The organism is Mongoliitalea sp., assembly GCF_054166905.1.
The window spans coordinates 219,419-237,727 of sequence record NZ_JBSZCK010000024.1 but is presented as its reverse complement, the minus strand read 5'-3'; the positions used below and the strand labels follow the sequence as shown (position 1 = coordinate 237,727).

Genomic DNA, 18,309 nt, shown 5'->3' with positions numbered 1-18,309 from the left:
GTGCTCGGTTAAAGCAGAGTTGACCATTCATTCTATTCCTACAAATATAGCAAATGCCTTTTGCATAAACGCATGAAAGCCCCAAAGAAGCCCCTACAAGCCCAACCCTTAGAACCTGGAGACTACTATCTCAATGCGCAGGGGCTGATGGTCTTTACCGCCCAATATCATTTAAAGCGGGGTTATTGCTGTGGCAGTGGGTGTAAGCATTGCCCGTATAAGAAGTAGAAAATTTTTTCCGACAATTTGCCCCACAAGTTTTTCTCCCTGTGGTTTAAATCTTAATTTGGAATCCCCTTAAACTCAGGATTGCGTATGTATATCATTTTTGACACCGAAACAACAGGATTGCCAGGCAATTACAATGCTCCCATGGAGGATTTGGATAATTGGCCTCGACTGGTTCAGCTCGCATGGCAGCTGCATGATGCTTCGGGGAAACTGATTTCCAACAATAATTTCATTGTGAAGCCAGAGGGCTTTACCATCCCCTATAATGCGGAAAAGGTTCATGGAATATCAACAGCCCGTGCGACGAAGGAAGGCCATGACTTGCAGGAGGTGCTGGCCATTTTTCAACAAGATGTAGATCAAGCAAAGTATTTGGTAGGTCATAACATTGGCTTTGATATCATGGTCGTGGGAGCAGAGATGCTGCGTAAGCAAGTTGCCATGACACTCCGTGCAAAAAAAGAGTTGGATACCAAAGACCTTTCAACAGATTTCTGTGCTATCCCTGGGGGAAAAGGAGGGAAGTTTAAGTGGCCTACCCTTACTGAATTGCACCAGAAACTCTTTGGTGTAGGATTTGGAGATGCGCACGATGCTGCATACGATGTGGATGCTACTGCCAAGTGTTTCTTTGGCTTGATAACCCATCAGGTAATTGCTCCTGAAGAAGGACTCAAAGCATCCGAGGTCATCTATGAAGCTCCCAAACTAGCGGCTGCAAATTTTGCGGCAGTAAAGGACGATACCAAAGCTGCTGCTAAAGAAGTTTTGAAGGCTGCAGGAAAAGCAGATATCTCCGATATGGAGGATATGCCCTTTACGCATCTGCATGTGCATACCCAATATTCGGTTTTACAAGCTACATCTGAAATTCCGACCCTTATCGCTCAAGCCAAAGCGCTTGGGATGCAGGCTTTGGCAATGACCGACCATGGCAATATGATGGGAGCATTCAACTTTGTGAAGGAAGCCTTTGCCAAAGAAATCAAACCGATCATTGGCTGTGAATTTAATCTGACCAAAGACAGAAAAAATAAAAGCCAAAAGGATGATGGTTTTCAGACTGTCTTGCTGGCCAAAAATAAGGCTGGCTACCATAATTTAGCCAAATTGGCTTCTTATGCTAACATTGAAGGTTTTTATTACGTGCCCCGAATTGACCGAGAAGTATTGGTTCAATACAAAGGGGATTTGATAGCTAGTACAGGTGGCTTGTGGGGAGAAGTTCCCTACTTGATTTTGAACGTGGGCGAAACCCAAGCAGAAGAGGCTTTTGTCTGGTGGAAAGAACAGTTTGGGGAGGATTTTTACGTAGAACTCAATCGCCACGGTATTCCCGAGGAGGAAAAAGTAAACGAGGTTCTTTTGCAATTTGCTCAGAAATATGGAGTCAAATATTTTGCAGCCAATAACACCTACTATAACCAGAAAAATGATGCCAAGGCGCACGATATTTTATTGTGTGTCAAAGATGGAGAGCTGGTAGAAAAGCCCAAGAAATATGTAGGCAAACGGGGGAGAGAGTTTCGGTATGGTTTTCCAAACGATGAATTCTATTTGAAGAGCCCCGAAGAAATGAAGGCTCTGTTTGCAGATCTGCCCGAAGCCATTGCCTGCACCCAAGAAATTGTCGACAAGATTGAGCCCTATAAGCTGCAGCGTGATGTATTACTTCCCAAGTTTGATATTCCCGAGGAATTCAAAGATCCACAGGATGATGTGGATGGAGGTAAGCGAGGAGAAAATGCCTATTTACGACACCTTACGTATGAAGGTGCTAAAAGACGCTACCCTGTTATCACAGATGAAATCAAGGAGCGCTTGGATTTCGAATTGGCGACGATCGAAAAAACAGGGTATCCAGGGTACTTTTTGATTGTGCAGGATTTTACAGGAGCAGCCCGAAAGATGGGTGTTTCTGTAGGGCCGGGAAGGGGTTCTGCTGCAGGTTCGGCAGTGGCCTATTGTATTGGTATTACCAATGTAGATCCCATTGCATATGATCTCCTTTTTGAGCGTTTTCTGAATCCTGACCGGGTTTCACTACCCGATATTGATATAGATTTTGACGATGAAGGTAGGCAGAAAGTAATCGACTATGTAATCAACAAATATGGAGCAAATCAGGTAGCTCAGATCATTACCTACGGCACGATGGCTGCCAAGTCTGCTATCCGGGATACAGCGAGGGTGTTGAATTTGCCTTTAGCGGAGGCGGATAAATTGGCTAAGTTAGTACCTGATATTAAACTGAAAGCACTTTTTGACCTCAGTAAAGACAGGGCCAAGCTTTCGGATAAATTGAAGGGGAATGGGGAAGATCTTTCGAAGGCGGATGAACTGATCCGTATCTCGAAGGGCAGTGATGAATTGTCCAAAACGATCAATCAGGCAAGAGTTTTGGAAGGTTCTGTCCGAAATACAGGTATTCATGCCTGTGGAGTGATCATTACTCCTGCGGATATTACCAATTTTGTTCCGGTGGCCTTGGCCAAAGATTCGGACATGGTGTGTACGCAGTTTGACAACTCGGTAGTAGAAAGTGCTGGTTTGTTAAAGATGGACTTTTTGGGTCTCAAGACCCTGACACTCATCAAAGATGCCTGCAGAATTGTCAAAGAGCGGCACGGGATTGAGCTAGATCCGGATGAATTTCCCATCGATGATGTTAAAACATACGAGCTATTCCAACGCGGTGAAACGGTAGGGATTTTCCAGTATGAATCCCCAGGGATGCAGAAATACATGCGTGAATTGAAGCCTACTGTCTTTGCGGATTTGATTGCCATGAACGCCCTGTACCGACCTGGACCATTGGAATACATTCCTTCATTTGTCAGACGAAAACATGGACTAGAGCCTATCACCTATGATTTGGATGATATGCAGGAGTACCTGGAAGAAACCTATGGCATTACAGTATACCAAGAGCAGGTGATGTTGCTGTCACAGAAGTTGGCAGGCTTTACCAAAGGTGAGGCGGATGTCTTGCGTAAGGCCATGGGTAAGAAGCAGAAGGACGTCTTGGATAAGATGAAGCCCAAGTTTGTAGAGCAGGCTTCAGCCAAGGGGCATGATGCAAAAAAGCTGGAAAAAATCTGGAAAGACTGGGAGGCCTTTGCGTCCTATGCATTCAACAAATCCCACTCCACCTGTTATGCTTGGGTAGCTTATCAGACCGCCTATTTGAAGGCACATTACCCAGCTGAGTATATGGCGTCGGTGTTGAGTAACAATATGAATGACCTGACTCAGGTGACCTTCTTTATGGAAGAATGTAAGCGTATGGGCATTGCCGTATTGGGTCCAGATGTGAATGAATCTAAATCCGGTTTTACTGTAAACAAAGACGGACAGATTCGTTTTGGAATGGCTGCTATCAAGGGTGTGGGTTCTGCTGCGGTGGATGCCATTGTAGAAGAGAGAGAATCGAAAGGTAAATACAGTAATATTTTTGAGTTCTGTAAGCGGGTTAACTCACGTGCGTTGAACAAGAAAACCTTGGAATCCTTAGCCATGGCAGGGAGTTTTGACTGCTTTCCACAACATCATCGAAGACAGTATTTGGAAGCTCCTGATGGAGAGGCGCCTCTCTTGGAAAAAGCTGTGCGTTATGCTCAAAAAGTACAACAAGAGGCTGATAGTGCACAAGTAAGTTTATTTGGAGGTGGTGGAGGTATGGAAGTTCCACTACCTTCAGTCCCATCCATGGAGCCGTTCAGTCAACTGCAGCAGTTGAATATTGAAAAAGAGGTAGTTGGCCTATTTATCACTGGTCATCCACTTGATCAGTTCAAAGTTGAGATCGAGTCTTTTACGAATACCAGTTTACCTGAATTCACAGATATTGATGGTTTGCGTAAAAAAGGAGATATCAAAACCGCTGGTATGGTTACTTCCTTCGCACACAGGACTACTAAGACGGGGAAACCTTTTGGTACCTTGACTTTAGAGGATTATTCTGGGGGACATACCTTCTTTATCTTTGGTGATGACTATGTGAAGTTTAAAGAATACTTCATGAACGGTTGGTTTTTGTTTATCACAGGTGGCGTTTTCCAAAGCAAATGGAAGGAGAATGAATACGAGTTTAAAATTGGTACGATGGCCCTACTCAGTGAGGTGAGGGGCAAGATGGTCAAAGGATTGCGTATCAATATTGACTTGGATGATTTGACCTATGATTTGATGGAGAAATTGGAGGCTATTACCAGCAAGTATAAAGGAGATGCTAAACTGCATATCAACGTAATTGATTCCAAAGAGAATATTACCTTGGATTTGGTATCCAAAAATTATAGGGTAGACCCGTCCAATGAAATGATCAAAGATTTGGGACAGATACCAGAGGTGGTGTATCAGATTTTATAAAAGGATAGCAGGCGAGGGGATGAGTGATTTATCATGTGTTTTTGAGACTATTCCCCGATAGTTTGACCGAAAATCAAACCATGATTGAATTTGGAATGAACTTATTTTAAGTGAATTGAATTTATAAGTATATTCGAAAATCGAAGTACAATTAAAAGACATAGATAATGGCAAAAGCAATCGAAATTACTGATGCAAACTTTGAAGAAGTATTAAAATCAGATAAACCAGTGCTAGTGGATTTTTGGGCTGAATGGTGCGGTCCATGTAAAATGATCGGTCCAATCGTTGAAGAATTGGCGGGTGATTATGAAGGCAAAGCGGTGATTGGAAAAGTGGACGTGGATGCAAATCCAGCAGTTGCTTCTGCTTTGGGCATCAGAAGTATTCCTACCTTGATGTTCTTCAAAAATGGAGAATTGGTAGATAAGCAGGTGGGTGCAGTTCCTAAGGCTGTTTTGTCACAGAAATTGGATGCTCAACTGTAATTAGCTTAGCAGTGAAAAAATACTGACCACCGGAGAGTCTTCGGTGGTTTTTTCGTTTTAAAAAAACCAATTGTAGCCTATACCTGCTACGATACCAATAATGATAATCAGCGGAGAGCTTAATTTGGTAAATTGGAGTAACAGGTAGGTGCCAAAGATTGCCAGAATATTAAAGAGGTTGGCATCCAATGGCTCGAAAAGTAAATAAGCGGCCGCAATCAACATTCCACAACTGACAGCATTGATTCCTTCTAAGGCAGCGCGTACCGGGCGGTATTTTTTTAACTGATCCCAAAAACGGATGACAAAAAAAATCAAAAAGGTGCCGGGCAGAAAAATTCCTGCTGCGGCGATAAAACCTCCCGTCAACAGACCTGGGATGCCATACTCTCGCATAGATAAAGCACCAACATAGGAACTAATGCTAAAAGTTGGGCCTGGGATGCCTTGTGAAATCCCGTATCCTGTCAAAAACTCTTGGGAACTCAAGAATTTCTTGAATTCTACAAATTCTGTGTATAGGTAAGGGACCAGTACTTGCCCACCTCCAAATATCAAGGAGCCATTTCGATAGAAATTCTCGAATAATAATACTGACTGATTTTTAGTAATAGCTCCTAAGACAGCTGCTACCACCAAAACCCCTCCCCAAAGAAAGAAATTAGACCAGTTGATTAGGAGCTTTTTATCTCCATCTTCTTTGGGTTGTTCTCTGAATTTCAATGAAGTGCTCACCCCTCCCACCAGCAGCAAGAGTGGGAATACATAAGGAGAATTATAAAAGAAGGATACAAATGCAGAAAACATCATCAACACAGTAGCTTCGGAAGTCTTCACCATTTTAAAGATAGTTTTCTGGGCTGCGTAGATGATAAACCCGATCGCCATAGGTTGAATGAATTTGGCGAAATTAAGTGCCCCTGGGGTATTTTCCTGCAAAAAATCAATCAAAAAAGCAGCTGCAATCATCAGTAGCGTTGCTGGTAAAATCCAGACAAAAAGAGAGAGATAAGCTAGATTTGGACCACCAATTCTGTAGCCGATTGCGGAGATGGTTTGGGTGGATGTAGGGCCTGGGAGAATTTGGCAAAGGGCATTCAGCTCCCACAATTCTTCTTCCTTGATATAGCCTCTTTTTTTGACCATCAGGTCAAGGACCATAGCAAGGAATGCCTGAGGTCCTCCAAAAGCCGTTACGGAAAGTAGCAATACATCCTGTAAGTAGAGATAATACCGTACTTTCCGTACCGACATGGAAATTATTTTTTAAGTCCTAATTCCCGCAGACGCTCTTCTAGGAATTCGCCAGCGGTAGCATCTGCAAATTGTTTTGGATTTTGTTCATCTACACAGCTATCCAAGCAGGTAAGGTCCATTTCCGAACGCGGATGCATAAAGAATGGAATGGAATACCTGCTGGTATGCATCATTTCCCTTGGTGGGTTTACTACACGGTGGATGGTAGATTTTAGTTTTTTGTTGGTCAGACGCTCCAACATATCTCCAACATTGACCACCAATTGATCCGGTAAGGCAGTAATTGGAATCCACTTGCCGTCTCTTCTCAACACCTGCAAACCATCTGCTGAAGCACCCATCAACAAGGTGATCAAATTGATATCTCCATGTTCTGCTGCGCGTACTGCATCTGCAGGCACTTCATCTGGATTTTCGATTGGAAAGTAGTGGATTTGTCTCAAGATAGAGTTTCCATAAGCTACCTTATCCTCAAAGTAATCTTCTTCCAACCCTAGGTGCAAGGCGATTGCTTTCAACATGTTTTTGCCCGCTTCCTCTAAGGTTTTATAGATTTCCAAAGCAACCTCTTTGAATTCCGGCAATTCCTCAGGCCAAATATTGGCTGGATATTCCGCCTTGATTGGATCAGTATCAGGAATGTCTGAAAGTTCTTGTCCTACATGATAAAACTCCTTCAAGTCTCCCGTATTTCTTCCTTTTGCATGTTCTTTACCCTTGCCGGTATATCCTCTTTGGAATCCGATTTCAGGTTTTTCATGTTTAGCTTTTACATCATCTGGAAGACTGAAATATTGCTTGATTACTGCGTATAAACGGTCCTGTAATTCTTTATTAAGGCCGTGACCTTTGATTGCTACGAAGCCAATGTTTTGGTAAGCATCGCCAAGCTTTTGTACAAATGCAGCTTTTTTTTCAGCATTTCCAGAAGTGAAATCTGCTAAATCCAACGATGGGATTTCATCATATAAAATCTCTGTCATATTTTAGGTTATATTTACTGTCGCAAGTTACGAGTTTTTGCGTTAAAATTAATTGTTCTATCGTTTAAGAGCTATTCTGTCATGAAAAGGTTCAATTTATTCGTTGTTTTTAGTATAGTATTTGCTTGTTTTTCCTGCGAGTCTTACCGGGAGAAGCAAGCTGAAAAGGTCATCCTGCAAGAGAATGTAGCTGATGAGGCCGAAGCGCCGGAGATCAGTTTTTATTTTTATCAAGAAACCAATGAATATCCGGATGCAATTTTAGAAATGTATACTCCCTTGGGAAATCAGGTGTTTCGTCCCGGGAAGGTACCTTTTGAGTTTAACATCAAAAACTTTCCATTCGATGCAGGTTTGGGTGGATTTCAATTGAAAATGATCTTAAATAGTGGTGATCCTGTTGGTTACAATTCACCAATTTTTCAACGGGATCTAAAAGAGGGTACTTACAGAGCTGTAGCTTATTTGGTGGATGCTGATGGACTGGCGTTAAAATCATTTGGAAATTACGTAGATCGTGATTTTAGAGTAGGGGATACCCGTCCTTTTCCTTATCAGGCGGAGCCTTACATAGTCTTAAACAAACCTTCTAATAATCAGGAGTTAAATGAAGGAGAGGAACTGATTATTGATTTTTTGCTATTGGGTGGGGAGATGGATTTAGATCAATTGAAGGTTGATATTCACTTAAATGACCTGCATTATGAAGTAGAGCAGGTGATACCTGTTAGAGTGGCCAACTTGCCAAAGGGTGATTATCAATTGACGGTGTCATTATTGAAAAAATCCGGTAAAGAACTGGATGGCCCATTTTCTTCTGCAAAAAAATCTATCATTGTTCGATAATTTTGGATACTTTCTCTCTCATCTGCTTTTCCAAAAGCTTTGCAACGTTCCGAATGATGATTTCGGCCTGCTCGATTGTATCAAAACCTTCTACCGTGATAGCCTTGATAAAGATGCGATCCTCGGATTGGATTATGGCAGCATCCCCACGGATGTAATCTAATGTTCCTGTTTTGTTATAGGTAGCATAGTGGGGGAGTGCCTCTGCTATGAGGCTTTTATCTTCACAGTTTTTTAAGAGTTCTAAAAATAAAGCTCTTGAATACTCATTCAGGAGCTCTCCTTTCCATACTTTTTCTAACAATCCTACCAAGTTTTGGGAAGTGGTGTAGTTTTGACTGCCTGCAGCAATTGCTTCAAAATCCATCATTAGTCTATTTACTGAAGTTCCCTTCAAACCCCAGCTTTGTATGCGTGAATTGATTGCAGGCATGCCGAGATAGCTGATGATGATATTGGTAGCAGTATTATCTGAGGTGCGGATCATTTCTCTGGCGAGCTCCTCTAGTGTCAAAGTTTGGTTAACTTTTCCAAATTGTAATTCACCTGCTCCTCCTACAATTTCTTCTTTTTGAACTACATGGATTTGATCAAGATCCAATTGACCCGCTTCTGTCGCTTCCAAAAGTGCTACCAAAATCGGTATTTTGATGAGACTTGCAGCAGGCACTCGCTCGGCTCCTTGATAAACAATACTTGTGTATGGATGAGTTTGACTATGGATCGTGTGAGTAACTTTAATTGTTGGAGGCAAGCTGAGGATGTACTCATAGGCATCTGATTGTGCTTTTCCAGAAAAGAAACTTAGAAAAAGTACAAGCATCAGTAGAATTCGTAGTATTTTCATGTCAGTCAGTTATTGGTTTTTATCGAAAATTAGATTAAAACTTTAAATTATTTTGATTAAATCATTATAAAAAGGCATATTTATTGCTAATCTGCATGCCGAAGAATCAATAGGGTTCGTTCGTATAATCACAGTCAAGAAAACTAAGTAAAAAAAATGAAAAATGTGTTTTTAATCGGGGTATTACTCAGTCTATGTTTTGTGCTAACAGTGCAGGCCCAAGAGGAGGAGCAAGGATCCCTGACCTCAGGCACCATCGCGAGTCAATTTGAGTATGTAAATAGAATTTCCAATAATTATCAAGAATATAAAGTAATCAAAAAGACCCATTTAGATCAGTTGAAATCAAATGTGGTGGATTCCTTGAAGGTTTTTCAAGTAGAACTTGGAACACAAAAAGAAGAAATCAAGTCGCAGCAAGCACAATTGGCTGAGGTGAATAAAGATTTGTTGGCATTAAAGGAAAGCCTTCAAGCAGCAGAAGAAGCAAGAGATAATTTTAGCTTTTTTAATATTCCCATTCATAAGTCTGCTTACAATAGCATTGTATGGAGCATTATTGGTGGTTTGGCGATTGCACTGAGTTTCTTTTTGTTCAAGTTTTTTCAAAGTCATCGAGTGGTCCAAAAAGCCCGCAGGGATCTGGAAGAAACCATGGAGGAGTTTGAGCAGCATCGAAGAAATACATTGGAGCGAGAGCGTAAACTCAAGAGAGAATTGGTGGATGCTTTGAATAAAAACTCAGCATAATTATTCCAAAAATATATAATTTAAGCCCAGATAGCTTGTCTGGGTTTTTTTGTTGATTGTTATGAAAAAAATAACTGTGTATTGTGGTTCAAATAGAGGCTTGAACCCGGTGTATGAAAAAGCTGCCAATGCCCTGGCAAATGAGATGATTCAACGCAAATTGGGGCTTGTATATGGAGCAGGAAATGTGGGTTTGATGGGAGTCATTGCTGATGCAATGCTGGCAGGAGGGATGGAAGTGCATGGCATCATTCCCCAAAAATTGGTAGACATAGAAGTGGCTCATCAAGGCTGTACAGAGTTGACGGTGGTGGAGACGATGCGAGACCGCAAGTGGCTGATGGCCGAAAAGGGTGATGGTTTTATTGCCATGCCTGGCGGGATTGGCACCTTCGAAGAATTGTTTGAGATTATGACGCTCAATCAGTTGGGCTATATTCAAAAGCCTTTGGCCTTATACAATGTCAATGGTTACTATGATCAGCTGATTTCATTTTTAAAGCATGCATCTCAAGAGGGTTTCTTGCATCAAGCGCAATTGAATTTGTTGATTGTATCAGATGATCCGGTAGATCTTTTGGATCAAATGGGAAGATTTAGCCCAAAACATATTGACAAATGGGAAGTGAGGCGATGATGAATTTACACTCAATTTCTTCTAATAATCGATAAAAGTTCGATTTCAGGAATATCCCTATCGGGTATGGGGACATCGTTAGCTGCGGGACGAAAAAGGGTAGCCTGATTACCCGTAAGTGAAAATACAACGTGTACAGGTATGGGTTCCTGTACAACTACCTTGTACTCTTCAGGCAGGTTGGTTGGATAATACAATTTACCCCTAAATCGTATGATAAACTGATAACTGCCCCTCGTGGCAACATTGATAACCACTTCTCCATTCCCTTGTCTCAAAGGATCCTCATCCTCCGAACACCCATTGAATCCAATCAAAAGTAATACGAGTAGGCTGATTGTAACTATTCTCATACTTACAGTACGTAATGAAAGGAGTAAGTGCTACAAAGAGGGGGGAGTTTCTTTGATCCTGCGTCACTTTTCCTAGATCAAATAGTTGCTTTTACCCTTGAGAGAGTATTTTTATAACGGTCCTGCATCAGTATGCTATGATGGATTAATGTTATCAAACACAGCGGTCAAATCCAATTCAAATCCTTTTACTGCCTGTGACCGGGCGATGTAACCCATAGTGTAAAGTTACTGAAAATGAGTTAAAAATGAATCTTGATTGGAATCTTACGTATAAATTTATATTTTTGTTCGTATAAAAAACGATACCATTATGGATGCTAAAATTACACTCTCATTCAATGGAGAAGTCATCGAAAAGGCCAAAAAATTCGCTTCCGATCAAAACATAAGTTTGTCCCGGTTGACAGAATTCTTGTACCAAAAAATCGTGTCAGGTGACTATAAAAGTTTAGACGAGCTACCAGTATCTGATTGGGTATCCATGTTGGCAGAGGGAGAAGCTAGCTATGGGAAATCCAAAACCAGAAAGGAGTTAAAATCTTCCTATTTTGATTCAAAAAAATGAAGCTTTTTCTAGATGCAAATGTACTTGTTGCGGTACTTAATCATGAGTATCCTGTGTACTCTTATGCAGCGAGAGTATTGAGTTTAGTAGATAAGCCCAACTTTCAGGTGTATACCTCTCCGATTTGCCTGGCAATCGCCTATTATTTTTCTGAAAAAAAAGCAGGTAAAAAGCAAGCACAACAAAAGCTTCAGGTTTTATGCGGAAAAATTAAAAGTACGTCAGTTAATCAGTCTACTGTCAATCAAGCATCGGCGTTTCCTTACCCCATTGATTTTGAGGATGCCTTGGAATATTTTTCCGCGGTTGAGGTTGGATGCGATGTTCTGATAACAGAGGATGGTAATGATTTTTATTTTTCAGAGATTCCTGTAATGAGCTGTCAGGAGTTTATCAGAAATTTTTTTTGAATCAATTCCAACTTGTCTCTATAGTTAATGTTCTTAGTTCATTTTCCGACTGGTTCAATTCGCCGCGGCGAATGGACCGTTTTTGATGACAGTCTCCGGACTGTCTCAGCGCAGTCTGAAGACTGCAATAGTTGAGGTCCAAGCCCGCCTGCATCAGCAGGTCTGAAGACTTGAACCTTGAACCAACCAAAATTCACTCCAATAAAATCACATCTACCAATCTATCTGGCAAACCTGCATAATTCGCAGCGCTGCTGTACAGGTATTCTTCCTGTGAAAGCACTATTCCGGCTTCTACAGGATTTTGGTGAATGTAGTGTAGGCATCTGGATAGCTTATCGTAAGTGTTCAATTCTATCGGATGGCTATGCTGCTGCCATACCTGATAGTTTTTATTGTTTGGGTTGAATTTACCGGCTCTAGAAAAGTGAAAAAGCAAGAAGTTTTTTCTGCTCTCTTGAGAATTAAACTCAATTTCTTCAATGAATTTCAATGAAGTGAATTTTTTGATGTCTCGGATAATTCCTTCTAGGGGTAGTTCATCATTCCTTCCAATAATGAAGTGTGCATGCGAAGACATAATGCAATATGCATACAACTCCAATCCTTTATTCTGCTGGCAATAGCGGAGTGAGTCCATCAGAATATCCCTGTAAATCCTGCGGGTAAACAAGTCAATCCATTCAATGATGGTAAATGTGACAAAGTAGAGTTTTTCCTGATCCCTGATCTTATATTTTCTGCTCATGGTTAAAAGTTTTTTGTTGAAAAGTTTGAGTTAATTTAATATTTAGGACTTTTATTACCAATAGGGTTAGTTGTTTTTATGGTGCAAGACTTATAGTGGATCAATTCGCCGCGGCGAATGGACCATTGAACTTGCAGTCTGAAGACTGCACTACTACAGTCTTCAGACTGTCATCATAAATGGTCCAAGACATAGTCTTGAACCAGCCAACCCTCAATCCGCCGCATTCCAATAGGCCATCCTATCGCAACTGTCTACTTCAATGCTGTAAAAATCAAATTCTTGGGTTACTCTGCCTTTGATGAGGTAGATGCCCTTGCCTTTGAAGGGATGTTTTTTTACCACGGGAGGAAAATGAACCGTATCTATCCAGTCTCCTTCCCGATCGATAAAAGTTCCAAAGTTCATCACATCCCCCTTCACCGTTCGGGTGTATTTGATCGTTACCAAGTAACCGATAATTTGTACTTGTTTGCCCAGGAACTGTTTCAGGTCTTTGGCTTTCATACTTGGAACACTTTGATCTTTGACCAGATGAAAAGGAGAGTCCAACGGAAATTCTAAAATATCAATTTGATCCACAATCTCCTGCCGCACATCGGATGCCTCGAGCGTAGGAACCTGCAACTCCCGAAACCCTGCCTGTCGAAAGAGTTCATTTCCTGTAACGACTGCTTTACGCTTGTTCAGGATAAAGTGGGCCTCCCATAGCAATTCCTGCTTACTTTTTCCCGTAAAGCGGAAGCAGCCAATCCGTATCAAGATCAACAACTGCTCCAAGCTAATCCCTACCCGTGCAATAAAGTCGGATAAGCCTGCAAACAAACCATTGGCCCTGCGCTCACTTAGGATTTTTTCTACACTTGCTTTCTCCAGGTACTTGAGATGAATCAAACCCAAGTACACCGTCTTTCCCTTAATATTGGTCAGGTAGTCGCTTTCGTTGATGTGGGGGGCTTGGATATCGGCACCGTTCATGCGGAGTTCGTGGATATAGAACTCCGTATGATAAAATCCCCCAAAATTATTAATCACCCCGACCATAAATTCGAGTGGAAAGTAGGCCTTCAAATACAAACTCTGATAACTCTCCACGGCAAAGGAAGCCGAGTGCCCTTTGGCAAAGGAGTATCCCGCAAAACTCTCAATCTGATGCCAGACTTCGGCCGTAATCTTGGGATCTCTGCCCAAGCGTTGGCAGTTGCTGAAAAACTGATCCTTTACTCGCTGAAATTCATCTTTGGAGCGGGACTTGCCACTCATGCCTCTTCGGAGCACATCGGCTTCTGAAAGGCTGAGCTCGGCAAAGTAATGTGCTACCTTGATCACGTCTTCCTGATAGACCATAATGCCATAAGTTTCGGGCATGATGTCCATCATCACGGGATGGGCCTGCTTGCGCCGCTCTTCATCCACATGGCGCAGGATGTATTCCCGCATCATCCCTGAGCGCGCTACACCGGGGCGTATAATGGAACTCGCGGCAACCAATTCCAGATATTCATCTGCTTTCATCTTGGCCAATAACATACGCATGGCAGGAGACTCCACATAGAAGGCCCCGATGGTGTGTCCTGTTCGTAGCAGCTCTTTGATTTTAGGGTCTTTTTTGAATTTTCCGACCTGTCGGATATCCACTTGAACTCCCTGATTTTGGTAGATGATCTCTATGGCGCTCTTGATATGTCCCAAGCCTCGTTGGGAGAGAATGTCAAACTTATGCAAGCCAATATCCTCCGCCGTATGCATATCGATATGTGCCAAAGGAAATCCCTTAGGTGGCATTTCGGTGGCGGTATAGTAGTGGATGGGCTTGTGAGAAATCAAGATGCCACAAGCGTGGATAGTCAGGTGCGAAGGCATACCATGCAAGACTTGACTGTACTTGAGAATCAACTTTCCATACTGATCTGGGACGTACTCGGATTTGCCTGCATGGTAGATCAGGGATTCGATTTCTGTCTTGGGCAGGCCAAAGACTTTTCCGAGTTCCCGTAACATGGAGTTGGCTTGGAAAGTGCTGTACGAACCCAGCAAGGCTACATGCTCTTGTTCCTCTTTGTTGTATTTGTCAAATATATACTGCGTCACCTCATCCCGATCGGTCCAGCTGAAGTCAATATCAAAGTCTGGGGGATTCTCCCGATACAGATTGATAAAGCGTTCAAAGTATAGGTCTAACTCAATCGGGTCTACATCGGTAATGCCCAGACAATAAGCTACAATGCTATTGGCACCACTGCCACGCCCCACATGATAGTAGTTTTTGTGCTGGGCAAATGTGACAATGTCGTAATTGATGAGAAAGTAGGAGACGAAACCTTTTTGCTGAATCAGTTCGAGTTCTTTTTCCAGGCGCTTGCTGATTTCCACCGTCAGGTCTGGGTAGCGATTGATGGCACCTTTGAACGTTTCTTGTCGCAGGTAGTCATAGTCCTCCCAGTCCGATCCTAGAATGTCGCGCTTGTTTTTGACCGCTTGGAAGTAAAAGGAAAACTGACATGCTTCGAGCAGGCGTTGAGCGTTGTACAGCAGGTAGCTATGTCCTTCGCAGCGCCCAACCATATCTGCATAAGAATAGAACTGATCGCTGATATCTCCCTGCTCCTCAGGTTCGAGCTTGCTGAGCAAGGTGTTTTTATCCACTGCCCGCAAGAGGCGATGGGCATTGAATTCGATTTTGGAAGAAAAACTCACCGGTTGTAGCAAGACCAGTTTGTCTTTTTGTCTATACCAAGGGGATTTGACCAATCGATTGAGTTGGTAAGGATGGATGCCGATAAACTCATTTTCCCGTAGAGGGAATACTTTTTCCCGGAAAGGGTAGACAACAAAGCTGTGCTGAAAAGCAGGAGCTTTTTCTTCAAAAGGAATGCCCTTGGTTCTTCTGTGGGAGAGATGACGGTTGAGTTCATAGAAGCCCTCCTGATTTTTGGCAAGGCCTATGTATTGCTGCTTGACTCCGTTGCGGAAGTCAATCCCAATCACGGGATGTATGCCCTGCTTTTGCGCTTCTTTGATAAAAGGGAATACACCGGATACCGAGTTGATATCCGTCAATGCCAGCGCATCCAGTTTTTTTCCCTTGGCCTCTGCTACCAAGGATTCGATGGATAGCATGCCGTATTTGAAGCTGTAGTAGGAATGACAATTGATAAACATAGACTTTGTGAAATATGCCTGATTGGCGAAATAAATGATACTATCTTACGACAGATTAGCTTGCGATAGAAGCAAGCGAGCCAAGTGGATGTAAGTCAATGACGGTAGACCTATAGTTCAAAATGTCAAATAAATTAACATTTATGTGTTTATAATTTAAACAAAAATAATTTTAAAATTCAATGGAAGTTGAAAAATCTTTTGGTAACCCATGCTAAGGAGCTGTTGATGTGAAGCAATGAGTTTCTCTAAAAAGTTATATATAATTGTTAGTTTTAAAAATTCATCATATCTTTAGTTGATATTAATTTTTAAAGCATGAAGAAGTTTTACTACCTCTTATTATTTTTCCTGACTATACAGGTTCAGCTGAAAGCTCAAGGCAACAACTCTTGGTTAGGAATAGATTATCGGATAGGGTCCGGAGCTTTGGTGGAGGGGCGCTGGGGAATGTATGGAGTGAATTTTACAAACGAATTTGAACTTGAATTCTTCAGGACAGTCACCTTGGGTACTTCCTTTACTTACTACAAGTCAATCATTAATTCAGATTTGGGTTACACTTTTCAAGAAGAGAAAGATGAGTTTCTGTCGGGAGTGTTTGCAGATTTTAAGGCAGGCGTGAATATTTGGAAGACTCAAAAAGGCTTGCGGGTGCATATAGCTTATGGCCCATCCTATCAGCGGGGAAGGGAAAACATCCATAGCGGATACCATTATTCTTGGGAGTTGGAGCGTCAAGTCAGTGCAGGTTTTTATGAGGATCAGTTCAATCGTTGGGGCACTGTTACCCAAGTAATGGTAGAGTGGCCTTGGAAAAGCAGGGACGATCGTAAAAACAGTGTTTCCGCTGCCATGCACTCATTTGATGATTATTGGCCGTATTATTTGTTAATTACTTATCGACTAGCTTTCTCTTTGAAGTAAGACCTTTATATGTAAGGCTGTTTAAATCAGAATAGATTATGAACGTTTTAAAAACAATAGGTAGACTCATTTTGGGCTTAGTAGTGATCGTACTCGTTACCTTTTTCTCCATGATCGTATTTACGTCTTGGGTCAAGATTTGGAATATTTCATTGCTTACATGGTATCCATTGATGCTGGCAGTACTGGGGTATTACTTGGCTGGACGGATCAATCGCTCGACAAAGCCGATTTTCCTGCTGCTCTTGTTTGGGGCATTTCCTATCTTTCATTTCGTTGAACTGATTTATTTCCCACAAGTACTGTTGGTGATTGCATTTGCTTTGGTTGGTCTGGTGCTTTCAAGAAAAGAGTTGAAAACTCTCCATCGAAAAATGACCATTTGGATGAGCATGGTAGTGTTTTTGTTTTTTTTCGTACGGGATCCACTTGTATTTATCTACCAAGATGGTGTTTACAAAGATGGCAATCCTGTTTTCACTGTTACCCTTTGGGAAGGTTTTAAGAGTAAGGCCATTCCAGAAGGCGTGTATCTTGACAGGGAAGGGAACGAGGTGGATTTGCGTACATTTGAGGGAAAAGAAGTCTATGTTACTTTTTGGGCCACTTGGTGCGGACCGTGTAAATTCCATAAACCGGCTCTTGATAGTTTGAAAAATAGTGAGGCAGCCAGAGACATTGTTTTTGTGGATATTTCCATAGACAAAGATCAGGAAAAGTGGCAAGCGTATTTTGAAACCGAAGAGCGTAAAGGGATACAGTTGATTGCCAAAAGCTCATCCAAAACCATGGCAGACTTTCAGTTTGACGGTATTCCGCATTATGTATCCTTTAAGTCGGATGGTAAGTTTCGTCCAGCTTTTAGCCCAATTTATTTTCAACCGGAGTAAGTAATTAAGCACTATACGAATTAGTGCTTGATTAGTAAGCGTCTGATTCCAATAAATACGAGCAACAATACATTGTAAGCCACAAAGAATGGGAGAATCAGTTCGATCATGCCCAACGACAGCATGATGGAAATGATCAGTAACTGAAAGCCTAATCCATAGATTGAAATCAGTGTCATAAACCATTTGGGGAATACGGGCGCATCTGCAGCATCTTGGTCTAGGTAAAAAATCATTTTATCGAAAGCGACATACAGCATGTTGTAGGTATCGTAGAGGAAATCTACGGTTTGCTGACTTTCCACGGGAAAAGCCTTAGGTCGCTCAGTCTCTAAGATTTTACTCGTTTTTTCTCCTCCGGCTGTATTGTGCCGGAGTATGACGTAGTAATAATTGTAAAGGGTGCCCTGAAGTTGCACGCTTGCAAAGGCTGCCAAGGCAAGTAATAAACTTGCATCCGTCACATACCAAATAGCTGCCAATACAAGAAAATTGAGGAAAATATCAAAAATAGAATCCAAATACCTGCCAGTATACGAAGGCCGCTCGATGGTACGGGCAAGTTCTCCGTCTGCAGCATCAAGGATGGATTTGATGATCAGGAATATTCCGGCAGTGATGTAATGACCATTCAAAATACTGTACACAGCAATCAATCCGCTGATACCAAAAAGATATGTGACCTGTACAGGAGTGATGTCTGTGTGTTGGATGCGGTTGACAAAACTTCTTGCAAAGGGTCTTCCATAATCGGAGACATCCAAGAATTTGTCCTCAGAAGATAATTTGGGCATTTACTGATGTGTGAGCGTTCCCAAAACCCTTGCTAAATTTCAGGAAA

17 protein-coding genes are annotated in these 18,309 nt (G+C 41.9%); 10 read left to right on the top strand and 7 right to left on the bottom strand.

Translation table 11 applies throughout. The annotated features are described in order from the left end of the window. Positions 1–72: 72 nt before the first annotated feature. The 3 genes from ACXIUD_RS08805 (at position 73) to trxA (ending at position 5,090) form a co-directional block, all read left to right on the top strand. On the top strand, positions 73–228 hold the full coding sequence (locus ACXIUD_RS08805) for a DUF5522 domain-containing protein (protein WP_458052251.1): 156 nt from the start codon (positions 73–75) through the stop codon (positions 226–228). Between the two features lie 87 nt (positions 229–315). After that, positions 316–4,602, top strand: a complete 4,287-nt coding sequence (gene dnaE, locus ACXIUD_RS08800) for a DNA polymerase III subunit alpha (protein ID WP_458052250.1) — start codon at positions 316–318, stop codon at positions 4,600–4,602. Positions 4,603–4,769: 167 nt separating this feature from the next. Continuing rightward, positions 4,770–5,090 (top strand): thioredoxin, encoded by a 321-nt coding sequence (trxA, locus tag ACXIUD_RS08795; protein ID WP_189579764.1) that lies wholly within the window; start codon positions 4,770–4,772, stop codon positions 5,088–5,090. Between the two features lie 57 nt (positions 5,091–5,147). Here trxA and chrA read toward each other — a convergent pair whose 3' ends face one another. Both chrA and ACXIUD_RS08785 read right to left on the bottom strand, forming a co-directional pair. Beyond that, positions 5,148–6,344, bottom strand: a complete 1,197-nt coding sequence (chrA, locus tag ACXIUD_RS08790) for a chromate efflux transporter (RefSeq protein WP_458052249.1) — start codon at positions 6,342–6,344, stop codon at positions 5,148–5,150. A gap of 5 nt (positions 6,345–6,349) precedes the next feature. Beyond that, on the bottom strand, positions 6,350–7,330 hold the full coding sequence (locus ACXIUD_RS08785) for an isopenicillin N synthase family dioxygenase (protein WP_458052248.1): 981 nt from the start codon (positions 7,328–7,330) through the stop codon (positions 6,350–6,352). Positions 7,331–7,411: 81 nt separating this feature from the next. Between ACXIUD_RS08785 and ACXIUD_RS08780 the strand changes: the two genes are divergently transcribed. Beyond that, positions 7,412–8,176, top strand: a complete 765-nt coding sequence (locus ACXIUD_RS08780; RefSeq protein ID WP_458052247.1) for a hypothetical protein — start codon at positions 7,412–7,414, stop codon at positions 8,174–8,176. Here ACXIUD_RS08780 and ACXIUD_RS08775 read toward each other — a convergent pair. Beyond that, the gene (locus ACXIUD_RS08775) at positions 8,163–9,023 is read right to left on the bottom strand and encodes a serine hydrolase (RefSeq protein ID WP_458052246.1); all 861 of its coding nucleotides are present in this window, start codon (positions 9,021–9,023) and stop codon (positions 8,163–8,165) included. The two genes, ACXIUD_RS08780 and ACXIUD_RS08775, sit on opposite strands and share 14 nt — an antisense overlap. Before the next feature lie 156 nt (positions 9,024–9,179). Between ACXIUD_RS08775 and ACXIUD_RS08770 the strand changes: the two genes are divergently transcribed. Next, positions 9,180–9,773, top strand: coding sequence for a hypothetical protein (locus tag ACXIUD_RS08770; RefSeq protein ID WP_458052245.1), 594 nt, complete (start codon positions 9,180–9,182; stop codon positions 9,771–9,773). A 61-nt stretch (positions 9,774–9,834) separates the two neighbouring features. Further along, positions 9,835–10,410 (top strand): LOG family protein, encoded by a 576-nt coding sequence (locus ACXIUD_RS08765; protein WP_458052244.1) that lies wholly within the window; start codon positions 9,835–9,837, stop codon positions 10,408–10,410. 11 nt (positions 10,411–10,421) lie between these two features. On the opposite strand, the gene ACXIUD_RS08760 is transcribed toward ACXIUD_RS08765, so the two are convergent. Further along, positions 10,422–10,763 (bottom strand): hypothetical protein, encoded by a 342-nt coding sequence (locus ACXIUD_RS08760; protein ID WP_458052243.1) that lies wholly within the window; start codon positions 10,761–10,763, stop codon positions 10,422–10,424. A 313-nt stretch (positions 10,764–11,076) separates the two neighbouring features. Between ACXIUD_RS08760 and ACXIUD_RS08755 the strand changes: the two genes are divergently transcribed. Both ACXIUD_RS08755 and ACXIUD_RS08750 read left to right on the top strand, forming a co-directional pair. Next, entirely contained in the window at positions 11,077–11,331 is a 255-nt protein-coding gene (locus ACXIUD_RS08755) for a DUF6364 family protein (RefSeq protein ID WP_458052242.1), read from the top strand. Further along, positions 11,328–11,741, top strand: coding sequence for a type II toxin-antitoxin system VapC family toxin (locus ACXIUD_RS08750; protein ID WP_458052241.1), 414 nt, complete (start codon positions 11,328–11,330; stop codon positions 11,739–11,741). The genes ACXIUD_RS08755 and ACXIUD_RS08750 overlap by 4 nt, the downstream gene beginning before the upstream one ends. 193 nt (positions 11,742–11,934) lie before the next feature. Here ACXIUD_RS08750 and ACXIUD_RS08745 read toward each other — a convergent pair whose 3' ends face one another. Continuing rightward, on the bottom strand, positions 11,935–12,489 hold the full coding sequence (locus tag ACXIUD_RS08745) for an REP-associated tyrosine transposase (protein WP_458052240.1): 555 nt from the start codon (positions 12,487–12,489) through the stop codon (positions 11,935–11,937). A 213-nt stretch (positions 12,490–12,702) separates the two neighbouring features. Beyond that, positions 12,703–15,651 carry a DNA polymerase III subunit alpha gene (locus ACXIUD_RS08740; protein ID WP_458052239.1) on the bottom strand — a complete coding sequence of 983 codons (2,949 nt, stop codon included), beginning with the start codon at positions 15,649–15,651 and terminating at the stop codon, positions 12,703–12,705. 318 nt (positions 15,652–15,969) lie between these two features. On the opposite strand from ACXIUD_RS08740, the gene ACXIUD_RS08735 reads away from it, so the two are divergent. Next, the gene (locus ACXIUD_RS08735) at positions 15,970–16,578 is read left to right on the top strand and encodes a hypothetical protein (RefSeq protein WP_458052238.1); all 609 of its coding nucleotides are present in this window, start codon (positions 15,970–15,972) and stop codon (positions 16,576–16,578) included. 38 nt (positions 16,579–16,616) lie between these two features. Continuing rightward, positions 16,617–17,468 carry a redoxin family protein gene (locus tag ACXIUD_RS08730; protein ID WP_458052237.1) on the top strand — a complete coding sequence of 284 codons (852 nt, stop codon included), beginning with the start codon at positions 16,617–16,619 and terminating at the stop codon, positions 17,466–17,468. A 20-nt stretch (positions 17,469–17,488) separates the two neighbouring features. On the opposite strand, the gene ACXIUD_RS08725 is transcribed toward ACXIUD_RS08730, so the two are convergent. Continuing rightward, on the bottom strand, positions 17,489–18,262 hold the full coding sequence (locus ACXIUD_RS08725) for a CDP-alcohol phosphatidyltransferase family protein (protein WP_458052236.1): 774 nt from the start codon (positions 18,260–18,262) through the stop codon (positions 17,489–17,491). Positions 18,263–18,309 lie beyond the last annotated feature (47 nt).